This is a genomic window from Pseudomonas sp. 15C, from assembly GCF_055484735.1.
This window is the reverse complement of record NZ_JBUDGD010000011.1, coordinates 51,756-68,604: the sequence shown is the minus strand read 5'-3', so window position 1 is coordinate 68,604 and position 16,849 is coordinate 51,756. Positions and strand designations below refer to the sequence as shown.

The following is a 16,849-nucleotide window of genomic DNA, read 5'->3' as shown; positions in this document are numbered from 1 at the left end:
CCCAGCAAGCCGCCATCGCCAGCAGGCTGGCACCACAAGGGATACATGGCGTGCACAAAACCCTGTGGGAGCCAGCCTGCTGGCGATGGCGGCAACCGGCTCACCGCAAGGCTTCAGCCCCGCACCAGACTGCGCACCGCGACGATCTCCGGCACTTCCACCTTGCTCATGTAAACGCGCAACGGTTCGGTGATGTTGATTCGGTCGTCGACGTGTTGATCCAGCAGCAACTGGATCAACTCGCGTTTAAGGGTCATGGTCTGTTCGGTTGCGGGGGCCCAGACGAATTCGCTGACAGGGATAATGCCGTCGTCGGCGACGTCCATCCCGAACGAGTCTTCGCTGAATCTGACGATGTATTGACCGGTCTTGCGGTTCAGGCCAACGAAGCCCTTGAGGTCGTCGGCGGCCTGGCAGATGAGTTGGGAGGTGATGCGCATGGTAAACCTCGCGAATGATGATCGATGGTTTACACGCAGGGCCACTGAGCGGCGCACCCTCTGCCGGGGTGTCTGCCGAGGGCTAGCGTACTGCAAACGGCGCCACAAACGTGCAGGAAAATTCGCTTTTAATACGTTTATGTCGGTCCTGCGCTGGCACCCGAGCGCTTCAGTTGTTAAAACAGTGCTCTTTGAAATTGCCTGCGAAAGGAACTCGAACATGCCCGCTACTTTTACCAAAAGCGCTTTGGTCCTGAGTCTGCTGCTCGGCCTCGGTCAGGCGCAGGCCGCCAGCCACAGCGATCCTGAAGCCATTGCCGCAGCCCACGGCATTCCGCACCCGGCAGTAATCGCTCACCGTGGCGCATCGTTCGATGCGCCGGAATCCACCGCCGCCGCTTATCGACTGGCCCGCGACTTGGGCGCCGACTATCTGGAACTGGATTTGCAGCGCAGCAAGGACGGTGTGTTGTTCGCCCTGCACGATGACAATCTGCAGCGCACCACCGACGTTGCGAGCAAATTTCCGGAGCGCAAGGACAGCCCGGCCACCGCGTTCACCATGGCCGAACTGAAAACCCTCGACGCCGGTAGCTGGTTCAACACCAAGTACCCGGATCGCGCGCGCCCGTCCTACACCGGGCTGAAGATTCTGACCCTCGATGAAATCATCGACATCGCCCGCGCCAATCCGCAGCACAAGCCGGGCCTGTACATCGAAACCAAAGAGCCGCAGCTGTTCCCCGGCATCGAACATGACCTCAAGGAAAAACTCCAGGACCGCGGCTGGCTGAGCCCGGCCGGTTCGAAACTGGCGAAAAGCGCGCTCGGCGTTGGCCAGGGCAAAGGCAAGGTGATCCTGCAGACGTTCGACAAGAACAGCCTGCAATTGCTGGAAAAGGAAATGCCGCAAGTGCCGAAGATCCTGCTGTTGTGGGTCGGCGAAGGCAGCATCGAGCCGAAATCGAACGTGACCTTTGCCGCTTCCGGTGAAAAGGACAAGAACGTTTTCTACGGTAAACAGGAACCGAAGTCCGAAGCTGAATTCAAGCAGTGGGTCGACTTCGCCAAGGCACAGGGCGCTATCGGTACGGGTCCGTCGGCCAAGCTGACCCATGGAGGTGACCAGAGTTATTCGGATCTGGTGCAGCCGTGGATGAATCAGTACACCCATGATCAGGGCATGCTCGTGCACGTCTACACCGTCGATGAGCCGGTGGATTACGAGAAAGTCATGGCGGCCGGTGTCGATGGCATCTTTACCAACCGCGCCAGTGAACTGTTGAAATTTTATAAGCGCCCGGCGGCTGGCAGTGTTGATGAGGTGTTGAAGAAGAACGGTTTCTGATTCGTTATCGAGTCGCCTGCTTCGCGAGCAGGCTCGCTCCCAAAGAGCAGTTTTATCGCGAGGCAGAGATTTAAGGGTGAATTAAGTTGCGCTGGTTAATCTGAACTCACTTACACAGATCAACCACTTCAACGCACAACCAAGGAATGAACCGATGAAAACTTTGACTGCCCTGTTTACCGCCGCTGCCCTGACCCTTACCGCTGGCCTGGCTCAGGCCGACGTACGCATCGACCAGATCCCGCAACTGGTGAAAGACGGCAAGATCAAGTCGCTGGAATCGATGAACGCCGAAGCGCTGAAACTGCATCCGGGTGCGACCATTACTGACACCGACCTGGATAACCACTTCAACGGTTATGAGTATGAAGTTGAACTCAAGACCGCTGACGGCAAAGAGTTCGATGTGGACTTTGATGCAACTACCGGCAAGGTGTTGAGCAACAAGCAAGATACTTGATAGAGCGCTGGTAAAGAGCCGCACGATTTAACGATCGTGCGGCTTTTTTGTGGCTGGGGTTTGACGTGAGGTTTGGGGTGACTGGGAAATCGATTCCTCCTCACCCCAGCCCTCTCCCCCAGGAGAGGGAGCCGATTTGCGGGCCGCTCAAACCTGAGTTCGACTCGATATCTTAGGTCGGCGTATGTCCAACACACACCGCGGTCAGTCCCCTCTCCCGTGGGAGAGGGCTAGGGTGAGGGTGAGGGCCAAGCCATCACGCCGAAAAAACTGACGTACCACGCCCCAAACCAATCAAGCACTCAACCGCGCCGTCACTTCATTCAACTGCCCCGACAAACCATGCAGATTCTGGCTGGCACTCTCGGTGCGCTGCACATTATCCAGGTTGGTGCTGGCAATCGCGGTGATCTCGGTGAGGTTGCGCGAGATGTCTTCGGCCACCGAAGTCTGCTCCTCAGCCGCGGTAGCAATCTGCCGGTTCATGTCGCGAATCGCTTCCACTGCATGAGTGATCCGCTCGAGCATCGCGCCAGCCTGGGTCACTTGCTCGACGCTTTCATCGCTGCGCGCCTGGCCGTTGTCGATGGCATGCGCAGCGTCTACCGCGCCGGTCTGCACACTCTGGATGATCTGGTTGATCTCGATGATCGACTCGGCGGTGCGCTGCGCGAGGTTGCGCACTTCGTCGGCGACTACGGCAAATCCACGCCCGGCCTCACCGGCGCGTGCCGCTTCGATGGCGGCGTTGAGCGCGAGCAGGTTGGTCTGTTCGGCGATGCCGCGAATCACTTCCAATACCTTGCCGATGCGCCCGCTATCGGCTTCAAGACGGCGGATCACGGTGGCGGTGTTGGCAATTTCGCCGCGCATCTGGGTGATCGAATGGATGGTGGTCTGCATGACCTTCTCGCCCTGTTGCGCCGACTGATCGGCATCGTCAGCAGCGCGCGCGGCATCAGCGGCGTGGCGCGCGACTTCCTGGGCGGTGGCGGACATTTCGTTCATTGCCGTGGCCACTTGATCGGTGCGGTTGAATTGCTCGTTGGTGCCGCCGGCCATGGTTGTGGCGATGGCGTTCAGCTCACCGCTGGCGCTGTCCAGATCGCTGGCACTGCGCTGCAAACGGGTGAAGGTATCGGCGAGGAAATCGCGCAAGGTGTTCGCCGCGGTGGCGAGATTGCCCAGCTCGTCCTGCCGCTCGTTGGTCACGCGCGCGGCGAGTTGGCCGCGACTCAGTTGGCTCACATAGTCGATGAGTTTGCGGATCGGCTCGACCAGGTTGCGGTTGACCAGCCACAGGCTCAGCAGGCCGATCAACAGCCCCGACGCCAGCATCACCAGCAAGCCGATCCACACAGTGCGATCGGCGCCGGCACTGATCAACGCCGACTGCTCGCTGCCCTGCTGGCGCAGTTCAGCCACCAGTTCGCTCATTTGATCGCTGGTCGCACGGTCGACACCTTTGACTGCTGCGTCGCCCGCCGCCGGATCACCGCCGGCAGCGACATACGCATCGCGGCCCTTCTGATAGGCCGCGCCGAGTTGGCGGTGTTCGTCACGCAGGCGTTCGATGCGGGATTTCAGGCTCGGCTCGATGCCGCTCTGGCTGGCCAGTTCACCGAGGATTTTCTGCACGTCGCGCTGACGCTCTTCGAACTGGCCCCAGTACTTGGCCAGATCCGCCGGCTGCTTGCCGCGCAGCAAGACGTTTTTCCATTCCTGCACCTGCACTTTGAATTGCAGGTTGGCTTCGTCGATCAGTTGCGAGGTGTGCAACGGCCCGGCGAGCAACTGGCTGTAACTCTGTACGCCATTGGACAGGAAATGGAAGCAGGCCAGCGCGATCAACAGCACCGCCAGCAGACTGCCACTCAACAGGGCGAGCATTTGCGCTCTCAGGGATTTTTGCAGCATCGAAGATACTCACGACAGGGGTGGAGCACGCCCGGAACGAGCGTGAAAAATGGCCGGACCTCCCTGTCGGCGAACCTCGGCTCAAAGCCAATGGCGCGCAACCTAACTCAGCTGAGATCGGCGTGCCAGAGCCCTTCTTGAGAAACTTCCGACAGCCGGTAAGGCATTGATTTGACGCCGTTTTACTGTCACATAACGGTCATGTGACATTGCGATGATGCCGCTCAGGTGAACCTGTAAAACCCGCATCAGCCGCCCTCCTCGCAGCGAGCCGCCATGAACCACAGCCTCGATATCAGCCATCGCGATCCAGACCTGTTCGGTTTGCTCTATGGCTTTCGTTTTCTGCCCGGCGAACGCGGGCGCGAAGTCGATTCAGCAACGGCTTTGCGCTGTTTGCAGGACGACAGCGACAGCGGCGAATTCCTCTGGCTGCACTTGAACCTGGCCCACGCAGCGTGCGAGCGCTGGATGAAAAGTCATCTGCAATTGCCGGAAGAATTTTTCGAAGCGCTGCATGAGGGCTCGCGTTCGACGCGCATCGAGCATGTCGACTCGGCATTGCTGGCGGTGGTCAACGATGTGGTGTTCAACCTCAGCAGCATGGTCTCCTCGGACGTATCGACGCTGTGGGTTTGTGTGCGCAGCAAACTGATCGTCAGCGCTCGCCTGCAACCGTTGCACTCGGTGGACAAATTGCGCTCGTCGGTGAAGGCCGGCGAGCGCTTTCGGTCGCCGTCGGAATTGCTCGTGCATCTGCTGCGCGATCAGGGCGAGGTGCTGACGCAGATCGTGCGCAAAACCAGCCTGAGCGTCGATCAGATCGAGGACGAATTGCTCTCCTCGCGGTTGTCGACCAACCGTGCCGAACTCGGCGCCAACCGCCGCGTGCTGGTGCGCCTGCAACGCTTGCTGGCGCTGGAACCGGGTTCGCTGCTGCGCCTGCTCAACCGTCCGCCGCCGTGGTTGCAGAAGGAGGACGTGAAGGAGTTGCGCAAGTCTACCGAGGAGTTCGCGCTGATCATCAACGACCTCACCGCCCTCGGTGAGCGAATCAAATTGCTTCAGGAAGAGATCGCCGCCAACCTCAACGAACAGAGCAACCGCACGCTGTTTACCCTGACCGTGGTGACGGTACTGGCGCTGCCGATCAACATCATCGCCGGTTTCTTCGGCATGAATGTCGGCGGCGTGCCGTTGTCGCAGGACCCGCACGGGTTCTGGGTACTGGTCGCGCTGGTGGCGACATTCACCGTGATCGCCGGGCGCTGGGCGTTTCGCAAGCGTGGGGACTATTGACCACATATGCCACCGTTCCCCTGTGGGAGCTGGCTTGCCAGCGATGGCGGACTGACATTCAACCTGGATGTTGACTGACCTGACGCTATCGCTGGCAAGCCAGCTCCCACAGGGGACTTCGGCGTTCTCAAGATCAATGGTCAGACTAATCAGGCAAACACTGATCTGCCGCAGTCTCTCTGTAACATTCTGCAACGATCATGGGCGACATTCCTTCCCTCGCTCAGGATTGTCCGCTCATGGCTACTCCCTCCCTGACCGCCAGCCCCGCCCCTGCCGCCAGCGGCAGGCCCGCGCTGGACAAGAAACCCGGCCCGTTCACCTATGTGATCTTTTTCGCGGTACTGGCGATGGGCATGCTGTTCACCGCCTACAGCCTGATGCACGACATGCACGAACTCGGCACGGTGGTCACTACCTGGACGCCGTTTCTGCTGCTCGGTGTGGCGTTGTTGATTGCGCTGGGCTTCGAGTTCGTCAACGGTTTCCACGACACGGCCAACGCGGTGGCGACGGTGATCTACACCCACTCGCTGCCGCCGAATGTGGCGGTGGTCTGGTCGGGCTTTTTCAACTTTCTCGGCGTGCTGCTTTCCAGCGGCGCGGTGGCGTTCGGCATCATCGCGCTGTTGCCGGTGGAGTTGATCCTGCAGGTCGGTTCGTCGGCTGGGTTCGCGATGATTTTCGCTTTGCTGATCGCCGCCATTCTGTGGAACCTCGGCACCTGGTGGCTGGGCTTGCCGGCGTCGTCTTCGCACACGCTGATCGGCTCGATCATCGGCGTCGGTGTGGCCAATGCGCTGATGCACGGCCGCGACGGCACCAGTGGTGTCGACTGGGCGCAGGCGACCAAGATCGGTTACGCCTTGCTGCTGTCGCCGCTGGTGGGTTTCGGTTGCGCCGCGCTGTTGCTGCTGGCGCTGCGCGCCTTCGTCAAGAATCGCTCGCTGTACAAGGCACCCGAAGGCAACACCCCGCCGCCGTTGTGGATTCGCGGTTTGCTGATCGCCACTTGCACCGGCGTGTCATTCGCCCATGGCTCCAACGACGGGCAGAAAGGCATGGGCCTGATCATGCTGATTCTGGTCGGCACCTTGCCGATGGCCTACGCCTTGAACCGCACCATGCCGGAAGAACAATCGCTGCAGTTCGCCGCGGTGGCGCAAGTCACCCAGCAGGCGCTGGTGAAAAGCTCACCGCTGCCGGCACCGGCCGATCCGCGACCGGTCCTTTCCGATTACGTGCGCAGCAAGGAAGCCACGCCGCAACTGATTCCGGCCCTCGCCGCGCTGACCGGACACATCGGTGAGCAAGTCAGAGGCTACGGTTCGCTGGCCAAAGTGCCTGCCGAAGCCATGGGCAACGTGCGTAACGACATGTACCTGGCCAGCGAAAGCATTCGCTTGATGGACAAGAACAAGGTCGGCAATTTCGATGCCGACACCAGCAGCAAATTGCAGCTGTTCAAACAGCAGATCGATAACGCCACACGCTTTATTCCGCTGTGGGTGAAGATCGCCGTGGCCATTGCGCTGGGGCTTGGCACCATGGTCGGCTGGAAACGCATCGTGGTGACCGTCGGCGAGAAAATCGGCAAGACCCACCTGACTTATGCGCAAGGTGCCTCGGCGGAAACCGTGGCGATGCTGACCATCGGCGCGGCGGACATGTTTGGTTTGCCGGTCTCGACCACCCATGTGCTGTCGTCCGGTGTGGCCGGGACCATGGTCGCCAATGGCGGCGGGTTGCAGATGAAGACCATCCGCAACCTGTTGATGGCGTGGGTGCTGACCTTGCCGGCGGCGATCCTGCTGTCGGGCAGTCTGTATTGGTTGTTCACCCAGATCTTCTGACCCGATGCAAATCCCCCTGTAGGCCTTCGCCTGCTCGCGATAGCGTCCTTTCAGTCGATACAGATGTGACTGACACACCGCTATCGCGAGCAGGCGAAGGCCTACATTTGATTGTGGTGGCCCGTCAGAGCGTCGACTGAATCACGCCTCCCAGCCAGTCCATGAACACCCGCACCCGCAGCGGTAAATGCCGTTGCCGCGCATACAGCAACGAGATCGCCATCGCCGGTGCGGTGTATTGCGGCAGCACGGTAACCAGTTCGCCGTTTTCCAGATGCGGCTGCATGCCGGTGCGCGGTACCTGAGTCAGGCCGAAACCACCGAGGCACGCCGACTCGTAGGCGTCGGTGCTGTTGACCGTGATGCTGCCGGCCATCGGCAAGCGTCGCACCTGCCCGCCCTCTTCGTAGACGAAACCTTCCGAACGCGAGCCCAGCACGCCGACGTAATGCACCAGCCGATGCTGCGCGAGGTCTTCCAGAGTTTGCGGCACGCCGTAGCGCTCGAGGTACGCGGGGCTGGCGCAGTTGATCATCGAAAAGTCGCCCAAGTGCCGCGCCACCACCGATTGATCCGGTTGCGCGCCGACGCGCAGCACGCAATCGAAACCTTCGCTGAGCAGGTCGACGCGGCGGTCGGTGCTGCTGATTTCCAGTTGTAGATTCGGGTGTTGATGCATGAACTGCGGCAGGCGCGGCATGACCAGACGCCGGGCGAGAATGTTCGGCATGTCGACACGGATGCGCCCGGTCAGCGAGGCCTCGTCCTGGCGGAACAAGCCTTCAATCTCGTCCATGTGCGACAGCAGATCCTTGCTGCGCTCGTACAGGACCAAGCCGTCCTGAGTCGCTTGCACCTTGCGCGTGGTGCGCTGCAACAAGCGCGTGCCAAGCAGGGCTTCCAGCGCCTGCACATGCTCGGACACGGTCGAGCGCGGCAGGCCCAGGCTTTCGCCGGCGAGGGTGAAACTCGACAGTTCGCTGACCCGCACGAAGGTGCGCAGCAGTTCCAGTTTGTTCATTTTGGCGCCCCGCAATTGTTCGGCTGATCCGATCAGTGATTTCGCTTTCACTCTGTTTATCAGCTTGGGGCGGATAAATAAACTTTGGTACATCCCCACTCAACGCAATCGGAGCAAGCCCCATGAACCGTAAAATCGCATTGATCACCGGCGCCAGCCGTGGCTTGGGCAAGAACGCCGCGCTGCACCTCGCCGCGCAAGGCATCGACATCATCGGCACCTACCACAGCCGCGCTGACGAGGCGCAGGCACTGATCGGCGAACTGCAAGCGCTCGGCGCCAAAGCGGTCATGCTGCAACTCGACGTTGGCCGCAGCGACAGCTTTGCCGATTTCAGCGCGCGGGTTGAGCAAGCCTTGCAGCAAACCTTCGACCGTCAGCGCTTGGATTTTCTGGTCAACAATGCCGGGATCGGCGTGCATGCCTTGTTCGCCGACACCACCCCGGAGCAGTTCGATCTGTTGATGAATGTGCAACTGAAGGGGCCGTTTTTCCTGACTCAACAGTTGCTGCCGCTGATCAACGATGGCGGGCGCATCATCAACGTTTCGAGCGGCCTGACCCGCTTCAGCCTGCCGGGCTACGGCGCCTATGCGGCGATGAAAGGCGCGATGGAAGTGCTGACGCGCTATCAGGCCAAAGAGCTGGGCGCACGGCAGATCGGCGTGAATATTCTTGCCCCAGGCGCCATCGAGACTGATTTTGGTGGCGGTGCCGTGCGCGACAATTCGGCGTTGAATGCGATCGTCGCCAGCAACACGGCGCTGGGCCGTGCCGGACAACCGGACGATATTGGCGGCGCGCTGGCGTTGCTGTTGTCCGAGGGTGGTCGGTGGATCAACGGCCAGCGTGTCGAGGCGTCCGGCGGCATGTTTCTCTGATTTGAAACAAAAAAATCGCAGCCTTCAGTGGCTGCGATTTTTGCGTTTAACCCTGACAGACGTTGCGCGATACGAAGCGCTCGCGCAGCACGTCATAACCCCAGTGATAAACGTAGGTGTACGGCAGGAAAAACAGCAGCACGCCGATGTCGAGCAAAAACGCCTGCCACAGGCTGACCGACAGCCACCAGGCGATCAGCGGCACACCCATCACGATCAAACCGCCTTCAAACAGCAGCGCATGCGCCACCCGCACCCAGGCGTTATGGGCAACATTCAGACGCACCAACACCCGATCAAAGAACCGGTTGAACACCACGTTCCAGCCCAGCGCCAGCAGCGCAATCAGCACGGTGACCGCGCCCATGTCGAGCAGCGGCTTTTGCAACAGCCACGCCAGCAACGGCGTGCAGATCAGGATCGCCAACAGCTCGAAACCGATGGCCTGGAAGATACGTTCAGTGATGGATTTGTCGGCAGTCATGGCCTGACTCCTTGAGTGAAGATGGTTGCCATGATCAACCCTTGAACCGATACTTCCTAACCAATAACCATCGATCAAGGCGATAGTTGATGATTTCGCAGGAAGTGCTGTTGGCGTTCGTGCAGGCGGCGACGCAAGGTTCGTTTTCCGCGGCAGCGCGCAAATTGGGGCGCAGTCAGTCGACCATCAGCGCCGCGGTGGCCAGCTTGGAGATCGATCTGGATGTTGTGCTGTTCGACCGCAGCAGCCGCAAACCGACGCTAACCCCGGCCGGGCATGTGCTGCTGCAACGGGCCGAGGCGATTCTGGCGGCGGGCAATCGTCTGGAAATGACCGCACGGCAACTGTCCCAAGGCGTCGAGCCGAAGCTGACGGTGGCGATTTCCGACACCTATCAGTCGTATCGATTCGAGGCGGCGCTGGTGGAGTTCGAGCAGCGCTATCCGGATTTGCAACTGGAATGTCTGATCGCTGAATGCGAGGACTTGATCGAACTGGTCCAGCGCGGCCGCGCGCATCTGGCCTTCGCCGAAATGCAGGAACATTACCCGCCAGATCTGGTGACCTCGACCGTGGCCGAACGCACGGAGATCGCCTTGTTCGTTAATCGCGAGCATGCGCTGGCCAAGCTTGAACAGGTGGATCAGCAACGGCTTGAGGAGCATCGCGAGTTGCGCCTGGCGACCATCGTCAATCCGTATGACAGCCGTGGCAAAGGCCGGGTGTGGTCGGCGCCGAGTTATTTGATGTTGCTGGAAATGGCCGAGAAAGGTTTTGGCTGGGCACCGCTGCCGCGCTGGCTGGCGCAGCGTTATGGCAATGAGTTGCTGGTGGAGTTGAACGTGCGCGGCTGGCCGAAACCAGTGTTTGTCGATGCGCTGTGGTCACGCCTGTATCCGCCGGGGCCGGCGGGGAGCTGGTTGTTGGGAAAGATGCTGGAATAATGGTTGGCTTTGGATAGAAGCCCCTCATCGGAACGCCGCCCGCCCAGCCCTCTCCCAGAGGGAGAGGGAGCCGATCGAGGTGTGCTGCCTCATGCATCGACCTGAATAACCATAGCGATTATGGATTCCAATACAGCCATTCAAGTCGGCGAATTTCCCCAATATCCCCCAATGAGTCCCCTCTCCCTCTGGGAGAGGGTTAGGGTGAGGGCTTTTCCAGCGCCAAAAGCCGACCTTCAATAAACCGCCGCTCCGGCTCCTGCCGGGTCAACGCCAACGCGCGCTGATAGGCCTCGCGCGCCTCATCCACCCGCCCCAACTGCCGACAAAACTCCGCCCGCGCCGAATGCGCCAGGTGGTAATCCTGCAATTCGCCACGCTGCAAAATCCCTTCAATCAGACTCAACCCGGCCAACGGCCCATCGCGCTTGGCCACCGCCACCGCGCGATTCAACTCGATCACCGGCGACGGCAGCGCCCGCAGCAACACGTCATACAGCCCGACGATCTGCACCCAATCAGTTTGCGCCGCATTGGGAGCCTCAGCGTGCACCGCGGCAATCGCCGCCTGCAAACAATACGGGCCGAACCGCCGAGTACTCAGCGCGCGTTCGACCAGTGCACAACCTTCGGCGATCAACCCGGCGTCCCACAAGGCGCGATCCTGATCATCCAGCAACACCAGTTCGCCGCTCGGCGTGGTGCGTGCCGGTCGTCGCGATTCGTGCAGCAGCATCAGCGCCAGCAGGCCCATCACTTCCGGCTCCGGCAGTAATTCCATCAACAGGCGCCCGAGGCGAATTGCCTCGCGCGTGAGATCTTCGCGGGTCAGTTCAAGGCCGATCGATGCCGAATAACCTTCGTTGAACACCAGATAAATCACCCGCAACACGCTGTCGAGGCGTTCGGGCAATTCCTTCAGGCTGGGCACTTGATAAGGGATTTTCGCGTCGCGGATCTTGGCTTTCGCGCGCACGATGCGCTGGGCGATCGCTGCCGGCGCAGAAAGAAAGGCGCGGGCGATTTCTTCGGTCGTCAGGTCGCAGACTTCACGCAAGGTCAGCGGCACTTGCGCATCCGCCGCCAGCGCCGGGTGACAGCAAGTGAAGATCAGCCGCAGGCGATCGTCTTCCACGTCCTCGCCACTCCAGTCGGCCTGTTCGAGTTCTTCCAGTTGCGCCAGCAACAACGGTTGCGAAGCCTTGAACCGTGCGCGCCGGCGCAACACATCAATCGCCTTGAAGCGCCCGGTCGAGACCAGCCAGGTGCGCGGGTTGTCCGGCACGCCGTCGCGCTGCCAGCGCTCGACTGCGACGAAAAACGCCTCATGCAAGGCTTCTTCAGCGAGGTCGAAATCACCGAGCAGGCGGATCAGCGTCGCCAGAATCCGCCGCGAATCCTGGCGGTAGACCTGCTCGACCCGCGCCCGAACGTCAGACATTCAACTGCCGCACCGGTCGCACCTCAACGCTGCCGACCCGCGCTGCCGGAATGTTGCCGGCGACCTGGATCGCTTCGTTGAGATCCTTGGCGTCGATCAGGTAGAACCCGGCCAGTTGCTCCTTGGTTTCGGCAAACGGCCCGTCGGTGATCGACAGTTTGCCGTTGCGCATTCTGACCGTGGTGGCGGTCTGCACCGACTCCAGCGCTTCGGCGGCGACCATGCGCCCGCTGCCCTGAATCGACTCGGCGTAGGCCCAGCACTCGGTGTCTTCGGGGCTGTCGGGCGACGAATGCAGCAGACGCTCGTCGCTGTAGACCAGGCATAAATACTTCATGGCATTCTCCTGACTCGGACAGTTCAACTATGGCTGAAGATCAGGGCTGCACATCGAACAGGGTCGCGCCGCTCATCGGATCGAACGGCGCCGACCAGTGCTCATGGACGATTTTCCACGCCCCGCCGACCTGCCGATAACACGCGGTAACGCGCATCCAGCAGCTCTGGGTTTCGCCTTTTTCATTGGTCCCGCCGCAATTGGCGACCCAGTGGGCGAAGGCAATGTTGTCGGCGCTTTCGATGGCGATTTCCTGAAATTCGAAAATGTGCGGGCCGGGGCACATTTCCATGCACTCCACCCAGTGCGCGCGGTACGCCGCTTTGCCCTTGAATTGCAGGGCCTTGATCGCATCGAACGAGACGATGTCGTCGGCGTACAGGGCCATGACTTTTTCGACGTCCTTGGTCATCACCGCTTCGCGGTAAGTGTTGATCAGGGACTGGATTTCGCTGTGTGCGTTCATGGTGTTCTCCGTGGTTTTTGTGGGAAGACACCCATAGTCGTTTGCCCTTTTCGCAGATCGACAGGTCAAACAAAAAAATGTGCACGGCGACAATATCGATAGAATCCGAGGCTCATTCTTTGTAGGAAAAAGGAAATTCCCGTGTCAGCCAGACTCGTACCGTACGACAGCTTGAATGCCCTGCAGCGTCAGCAAGTCGAGGCGATTGAAATCCACGCCGAGCAGATCAAATTCTCCGGCGATATCCACGGCGCGTTGCACACGCTGCTGTCAAAACCCGGCCCCGGTGTAAAAGGTTTCGCCCTGCTGGCGGACGAGGTGCCGGTCGCGTTCCTGCTGCTTAAACGTCCGCCGGTATTGCCCGACTGGGCCAATGAGCACAGCGCCACATTGCATGCGTTACAGGTTGATCGCCGTGCGCAAGGCAAGGGTTACGGCAAGGCATGCCTGCAAGCGCTGCCCACCGTCGCGCGTGAAGCCTGGCCGGAAATCAAGGGGCTGGAGCTGTCGGTAGACGCCGACAACGAAGCGGCCATCGCGCTGTACGCCAAACACGGTTACGTCGACAGCGGCGAGGCGTACAAGGGCCGGATCGGTTACGAGCGGCGCATGGGGCTGTTTTTCTGAATCTGTGAAATTCCGAATCCGTGAACTCGGGCCAACAACCTCTACTGACACACCATGGTCCTTTGCAGGAGTGAGCCTGCTCGCGATGGCGGTGTGTCAAACAAATTAATGTCGACTGACACTCTGCTATCGCGAGCAGGCGAAGGCCTGCAAGTTAGAGCGGTGTAGCGGGTTAAAGGGTCAGGATCATCTCGTGCCACGCCATGCCGCCGTGGTCGGACTCCGACGGTTTGATATAGGCAAACCCAAACCCGGCATACAGCGGGATGTGTTGCTCCTTGCACATCAGATGAATCGTCGCTTTATCCATCCCACGCATGCGTTCGATGAACTCGGCCAGCAAGCGCTTGGCCAACCCTTGGCCCTGATAATCCGGGTGCACAACCACCGACATGATCACCACGTTCGGCCCTTTTGGGTCGTGGCCGATCAGTTCCTTGAACGCTTCGTCGGACATCTGCACATCGAACGCCGCGCCAGAATTGACGAAACCGGCCACCTCGCCATCCACCTCGGCGACGATAAAACCTTCCGGCCAGGTGGCGATGCGCGTGCCGATCTTCTCGCGGGTCGCGGCTTCGTCGCCTTCGTAGGCAACGGTTTCGATGGCGTAGCAGCGGTCCAGATCGGCGGCGGTGACGTTACGGATGACGGTGTTCATGGCAACTCGAAATCATTGGAATTGAGGCCGCCAAGCATAAAGCAGATCAACCGGGGCGGACATGATCCGCCTCGATGGGTAGCTCTCAGGGTTTGAGTGGCAACCAGATTTCCAGCGTACCGGTGCGCAGTTTCGGATTGAAATCTGCGCTGTAACGCTCGAATTCCGGGGCATCTGCTGCTTCACGGCCCGATTGCGGCAGCCAAGTGTTCCAGATGTACTGAAACGTCTCCGGCAGTTGCTCCAATGGCCCTTTGTGTTCAAAGACCGCGTAATGCTGCGGCTGAATTTCAACCCAACGGTACTTCTCCGGCAGCTCATCAAGCTTGTCGATCTGCACACCAGCGATGTACTCGAAGCCGCCCTCGCCGTCCGCATTGCAGCAGACGCCATAGGTCACTTCATTGACCTGCGCGGGAATTTTTCCCAGGTGCGGAATGAGTTTTTCCCACAGCGCCGGGATGTCTTCGGTGGAATCCTGGGTAAACCGTCCGCCGAATCCAGCGATCAGCAGAAACGGCCCGTGTTCGAAGCGAGGTTCTGCCACTTCGACGCGTGTTTGCTCATCCATGACACGACTCCTTGGTACACAAAAGTGGGTTCGGCTGGGAGTATAGAAAGCCCGAACCGTTTCGCACGATCACAGCGTGTGCAACTGCTCGGCGGCGCCCGAACCGACAAACTCGTTATAGCCGGAAAGGATCACGTAGACCGCGAAATAGCAGAAGATCGCCGCCGATGCCAGGTACGAATAGCGCAACAGCTTGTCGCCCAGCAGCTTGCCACCGTGGCTGGCGGCGAAGCACAGACCGGCCGACCACAGCAGCCCGGCGCAGAGGAACCCGCCGAGAAACAGCGCCGAGCTGAGCGCACCGCCGCCCCCGGAACGAGCGATCAATGTGCCGCCAACCGCCGCAAACCAGAGAATCGCACTCGGCGACGACATCGCGAGAAAGATCCCCCGGAAGAACTCCTTGCGATGGGAGTTGTGCCCCACTTCTGCCGTGGCCGCCAACTGCGCTTCATGGTGAATCGCCGAGTAAATCATCTTCGCCGCGAAATAGATCAACAGCGCCGAACCACCGATCCACAACACCCAGCGCACGGTTTCGTATTGCAGCAAAACGGTCATCCCGGCCAGCGCCAGCACCGCATAAATCAGGTCGCCGACGCAAGTGCCGAGGCCCAGCGCAAATCCCTGAAAATAGCCGCGTTGCATGGCCAGGGTGATCATCGCGATGTTGGCCACGCCGATGTCCAGGCACAGCGAAAGGCTCAACAAGAAGCCGCTGGTGAATTCCATTGACCGATTTCCTTCGGAAAAAATGTTTACAAACAGGCTGGACAGTATGCCATCAGCACCCTTATCGTCCGCCACAGGTCACCGCAGTGACCAGCGTCGCTCGGACGGTTCCGGGCGCTTACGTTATCCGAGGCAACAATGGCCGAACAAGGTTTGCCGCGCCGCTTTGCGCGCATAGATCGACTCCCCCCGTACGTTTTCAACATCACCGCCGAGCTGAAGATGGCTGCCAGGCGTCGTGGTGAAGACATCATCGACTTGAGCATGGGCAACCCCGACGGCGCCACGCCGCCGCACATCGTCGAAAAACTCGTGCAAGTCGCCCAACGCGAAGACACCCACGGTTACTCGACCTCCAAAGGCATTCCGCGCCTGCGCCGGGCGATTTCCAACTGGTACAAGCAACGCTACGAAGTCGATATCGACCCGGAAAGCGAAGCCATCGTCACCATTGGCTCCAAGGAAGGCCTGGCGCATCTGATGCTGGCGACCCTGGATCAGGGCGACACCGTGCTGGTGCCGAACCCGAGCTACCCGATTCACATTTACGGCGCGGTGATTGCCGGTGCCCAGGTGCGTTCGGTGCCGCTGGTGCCGGGCGTGGATTTCTTCGACGAACTGGAGCGAGCGATTCGCGGCTCGATCCCCAAGCCGAAAATGATGATTCTCGGCTTCCCGTCGAACCCGACCGCGCAGTGCGTGGAGCTGGATTTCTTCGAACGGGTGATCGCCCTCGCCAAGCAGTACGACGTGCTGGTGATCCACGATCTGGCCTACGCCGACATCGTCTACGACGGCTGGAAAGCCCCGTCGATCATGCAGGTACCGGGGGCCAAGGACATTGCGGTGGAGTTCTTCACCCTGTCCAAGAGTTACAACATGGCCGGTTGGCGCATCGGTTTCATGGTCGGCAACCCGGAACTGGTCAACGCTCTGGCACGGATCAAGAGCTACCACGACTACGGCACGTTCACCCCGCTGCAAGTCGCCGCAATCGCTGCGCTGGAAGGCGATCAGCAGTGCGTGCGCGACATCGCCGAGCAGTATCGCCAGCGCCGCAACGTGCTGGTCAAGGGCCTGCATGAGCTGGGCTGGATGGTCGAGAATCCGAAGGCATCGATGTATGTCTGGGCGAAGATTCCCCAGGCGTATGCGCACCTGGGTTCGCTGGAATTCGCCAAGAAACTGCTCGCCGAGGCCAAGGTCTGCGTCTCGCCGGGGGTGGGGTTTGGCGAGTATGGCGATGATCACGTGCGCTTCGCGCTGATTGAAAACCAGGACCGCATCCGCCAGGCGGTGCGCGGGATTCGCGGGATGTTCCGCGCGGATGGCCTAGTCGCAAAAACTGGCGTCTAACGCAAGACCTG

Annotated in this window: 18 protein-coding genes; 8 read left to right on the top strand and 10 right to left on the bottom strand. The window is 60.2% G+C overall.

The window, feature by feature from the left end:
• Positions 1–113: 113 nt before the first annotated feature.
• Positions 114–440 carry a DUF2025 family protein gene (locus ACYYKW_RS08680; RefSeq protein WP_464989917.1) on the bottom strand — a complete coding sequence of 109 codons (327 nt, stop codon included), beginning with the start codon at positions 438–440 and terminating at the stop codon, positions 114–116.
• A gap of 220 nt (positions 441–660) precedes the next feature.
• On the opposite strand from ACYYKW_RS08680, the gene ACYYKW_RS08675 reads away from it, so the two are divergent.
• Both ACYYKW_RS08675 and ACYYKW_RS08670 read left to right on the top strand, forming a co-directional pair.
• Complete coding sequence (locus ACYYKW_RS08675) at positions 661–1,788, top strand: glycerophosphodiester phosphodiesterase (RefSeq protein ID WP_464989916.1); 1,128 nt, start codon at positions 661–663, stop codon at positions 1,786–1,788.
• 154 nt (positions 1,789–1,942) lie between these two features.
• A complete protein-coding gene (locus ACYYKW_RS08670) occupies positions 1,943–2,248 on the top strand; it encodes a PepSY domain-containing protein (RefSeq protein ID WP_030142484.1) in 306 nt (101 codons plus the stop codon).
• A gap of 294 nt (positions 2,249–2,542) precedes the next feature.
• On the opposite strand, the gene ACYYKW_RS08665 is transcribed toward ACYYKW_RS08670, so the two are convergent.
• A complete protein-coding gene (locus ACYYKW_RS08665; protein ID WP_464989915.1) occupies positions 2,543–4,165 on the bottom strand; it encodes a methyl-accepting chemotaxis protein in 1,623 nt (540 codons plus the stop codon).
• Positions 4,166–4,441: 276 nt separating this feature from the next.
• On the opposite strand from ACYYKW_RS08665, the gene ACYYKW_RS08660 reads away from it, so the two are divergent.
• Together ACYYKW_RS08660 and ACYYKW_RS08655 are read left to right on the top strand one after the other, a co-directional pair.
• Positions 4,442–5,464 (top strand): transporter, encoded by a 1,023-nt coding sequence (locus ACYYKW_RS08660; protein WP_090285469.1) that lies wholly within the window; start codon positions 4,442–4,444, stop codon positions 5,462–5,464.
• Between the two features lie 239 nt (positions 5,465–5,703).
• Entirely contained in the window at positions 5,704–7,317 is a 1,614-nt protein-coding gene (locus tag ACYYKW_RS08655; protein WP_090285471.1) for an inorganic phosphate transporter, read from the top strand.
• A gap of 124 nt (positions 7,318–7,441) precedes the next feature.
• Here ACYYKW_RS08655 and ACYYKW_RS08650 read toward each other — a convergent pair whose 3' ends face one another.
• On the bottom strand, positions 7,442–8,338 hold the full coding sequence (locus ACYYKW_RS08650; protein ID WP_464989914.1) for a LysR family transcriptional regulator: 897 nt from the start codon (positions 8,336–8,338) through the stop codon (positions 7,442–7,444).
• Between the two features lie 122 nt (positions 8,339–8,460).
• Between ACYYKW_RS08650 and ACYYKW_RS08645 the strand changes: the two genes are divergently transcribed.
• On the top strand, positions 8,461–9,219 hold the full coding sequence (locus tag ACYYKW_RS08645) for an SDR family NAD(P)-dependent oxidoreductase (RefSeq protein WP_464989913.1): 759 nt from the start codon (positions 8,461–8,463) through the stop codon (positions 9,217–9,219).
• A 46-nt stretch (positions 9,220–9,265) separates the two neighbouring features.
• On the opposite strand, the gene ACYYKW_RS08640 is transcribed toward ACYYKW_RS08645, so the two are convergent.
• Positions 9,266–9,703 carry a multidrug/biocide efflux PACE transporter gene (locus tag ACYYKW_RS08640; protein ID WP_090285475.1) on the bottom strand — a complete coding sequence of 146 codons (438 nt, stop codon included), beginning with the start codon at positions 9,701–9,703 and terminating at the stop codon, positions 9,266–9,268.
• Positions 9,704–9,792: 89 nt separating this feature from the next.
• On the opposite strand from ACYYKW_RS08640, the gene ACYYKW_RS08635 reads away from it, so the two are divergent.
• Complete coding sequence (locus ACYYKW_RS08635; protein ID WP_464989912.1) at positions 9,793–10,647, top strand: LysR family transcriptional regulator; 855 nt, start codon at positions 9,793–9,795, stop codon at positions 10,645–10,647.
• A gap of 199 nt (positions 10,648–10,846) precedes the next feature.
• On the opposite strand, the gene ACYYKW_RS08630 is transcribed toward ACYYKW_RS08635, so the two are convergent.
• The 3 genes from ACYYKW_RS08630 to ACYYKW_RS08620 are packed head-to-tail and all read right to left on the bottom strand — an operon-like array spanning position 10,847 to position 12,891.
• Complete coding sequence (locus tag ACYYKW_RS08630; RefSeq protein WP_464989911.1) at positions 10,847–12,088, bottom strand: RNA polymerase sigma factor; 1,242 nt, start codon at positions 12,086–12,088, stop codon at positions 10,847–10,849.
• Complete coding sequence (locus ACYYKW_RS08625) at positions 12,081–12,425, bottom strand: YciI family protein (protein ID WP_464989910.1); 345 nt, start codon at positions 12,423–12,425, stop codon at positions 12,081–12,083. The genes ACYYKW_RS08630 and ACYYKW_RS08625 overlap by 8 nt, the downstream gene beginning before the upstream one ends.
• Before the next feature lie 40 nt (positions 12,426–12,465).
• The gene (locus ACYYKW_RS08620; protein ID WP_464989909.1) at positions 12,466–12,891 is read right to left on the bottom strand and encodes a YybH family protein; all 426 of its coding nucleotides are present in this window, start codon (positions 12,889–12,891) and stop codon (positions 12,466–12,468) included.
• 141 nt (positions 12,892–13,032) lie between these two features.
• On the opposite strand from ACYYKW_RS08620, the gene ACYYKW_RS08615 reads away from it, so the two are divergent.
• Entirely contained in the window at positions 13,033–13,518 is a 486-nt protein-coding gene (locus ACYYKW_RS08615) for a GNAT family N-acetyltransferase (RefSeq protein ID WP_093099132.1), read from the top strand.
• A gap of 172 nt (positions 13,519–13,690) precedes the next feature.
• Here ACYYKW_RS08615 and ACYYKW_RS08610 read toward each other — a convergent pair whose 3' ends face one another.
• The 3 genes from ACYYKW_RS08610 to ACYYKW_RS08600 form a co-directional block, all read right to left on the bottom strand.
• Positions 13,691–14,179, bottom strand: a complete 489-nt coding sequence (locus ACYYKW_RS08610; protein WP_093099128.1) for a GNAT family N-acetyltransferase — start codon at positions 14,177–14,179, stop codon at positions 13,691–13,693.
• An 85-nt stretch (positions 14,180–14,264) separates the two neighbouring features.
• The gene (locus ACYYKW_RS08605) at positions 14,265–14,750 is read right to left on the bottom strand and encodes a GyrI-like domain-containing protein (RefSeq protein WP_336355246.1); all 486 of its coding nucleotides are present in this window, start codon (positions 14,748–14,750) and stop codon (positions 14,265–14,267) included.
• 69 nt (positions 14,751–14,819) lie between these two features.
• Positions 14,820–15,482, bottom strand: a complete 663-nt coding sequence (locus tag ACYYKW_RS08600) for a LysE family translocator (RefSeq protein WP_464989908.1) — start codon at positions 15,480–15,482, stop codon at positions 14,820–14,822.
• A 138-nt stretch (positions 15,483–15,620) separates the two neighbouring features.
• Here ACYYKW_RS08600 and alaC point away from each other — a divergent pair, with 138 nt between their 5' ends.
• Positions 15,621–16,838, top strand: coding sequence for an alanine transaminase (gene alaC, locus ACYYKW_RS08595; protein ID WP_464989907.1), 1,218 nt, complete (start codon positions 15,621–15,623; stop codon positions 16,836–16,838).
• Positions 16,839–16,849: the final 11 nt, after the last annotated feature.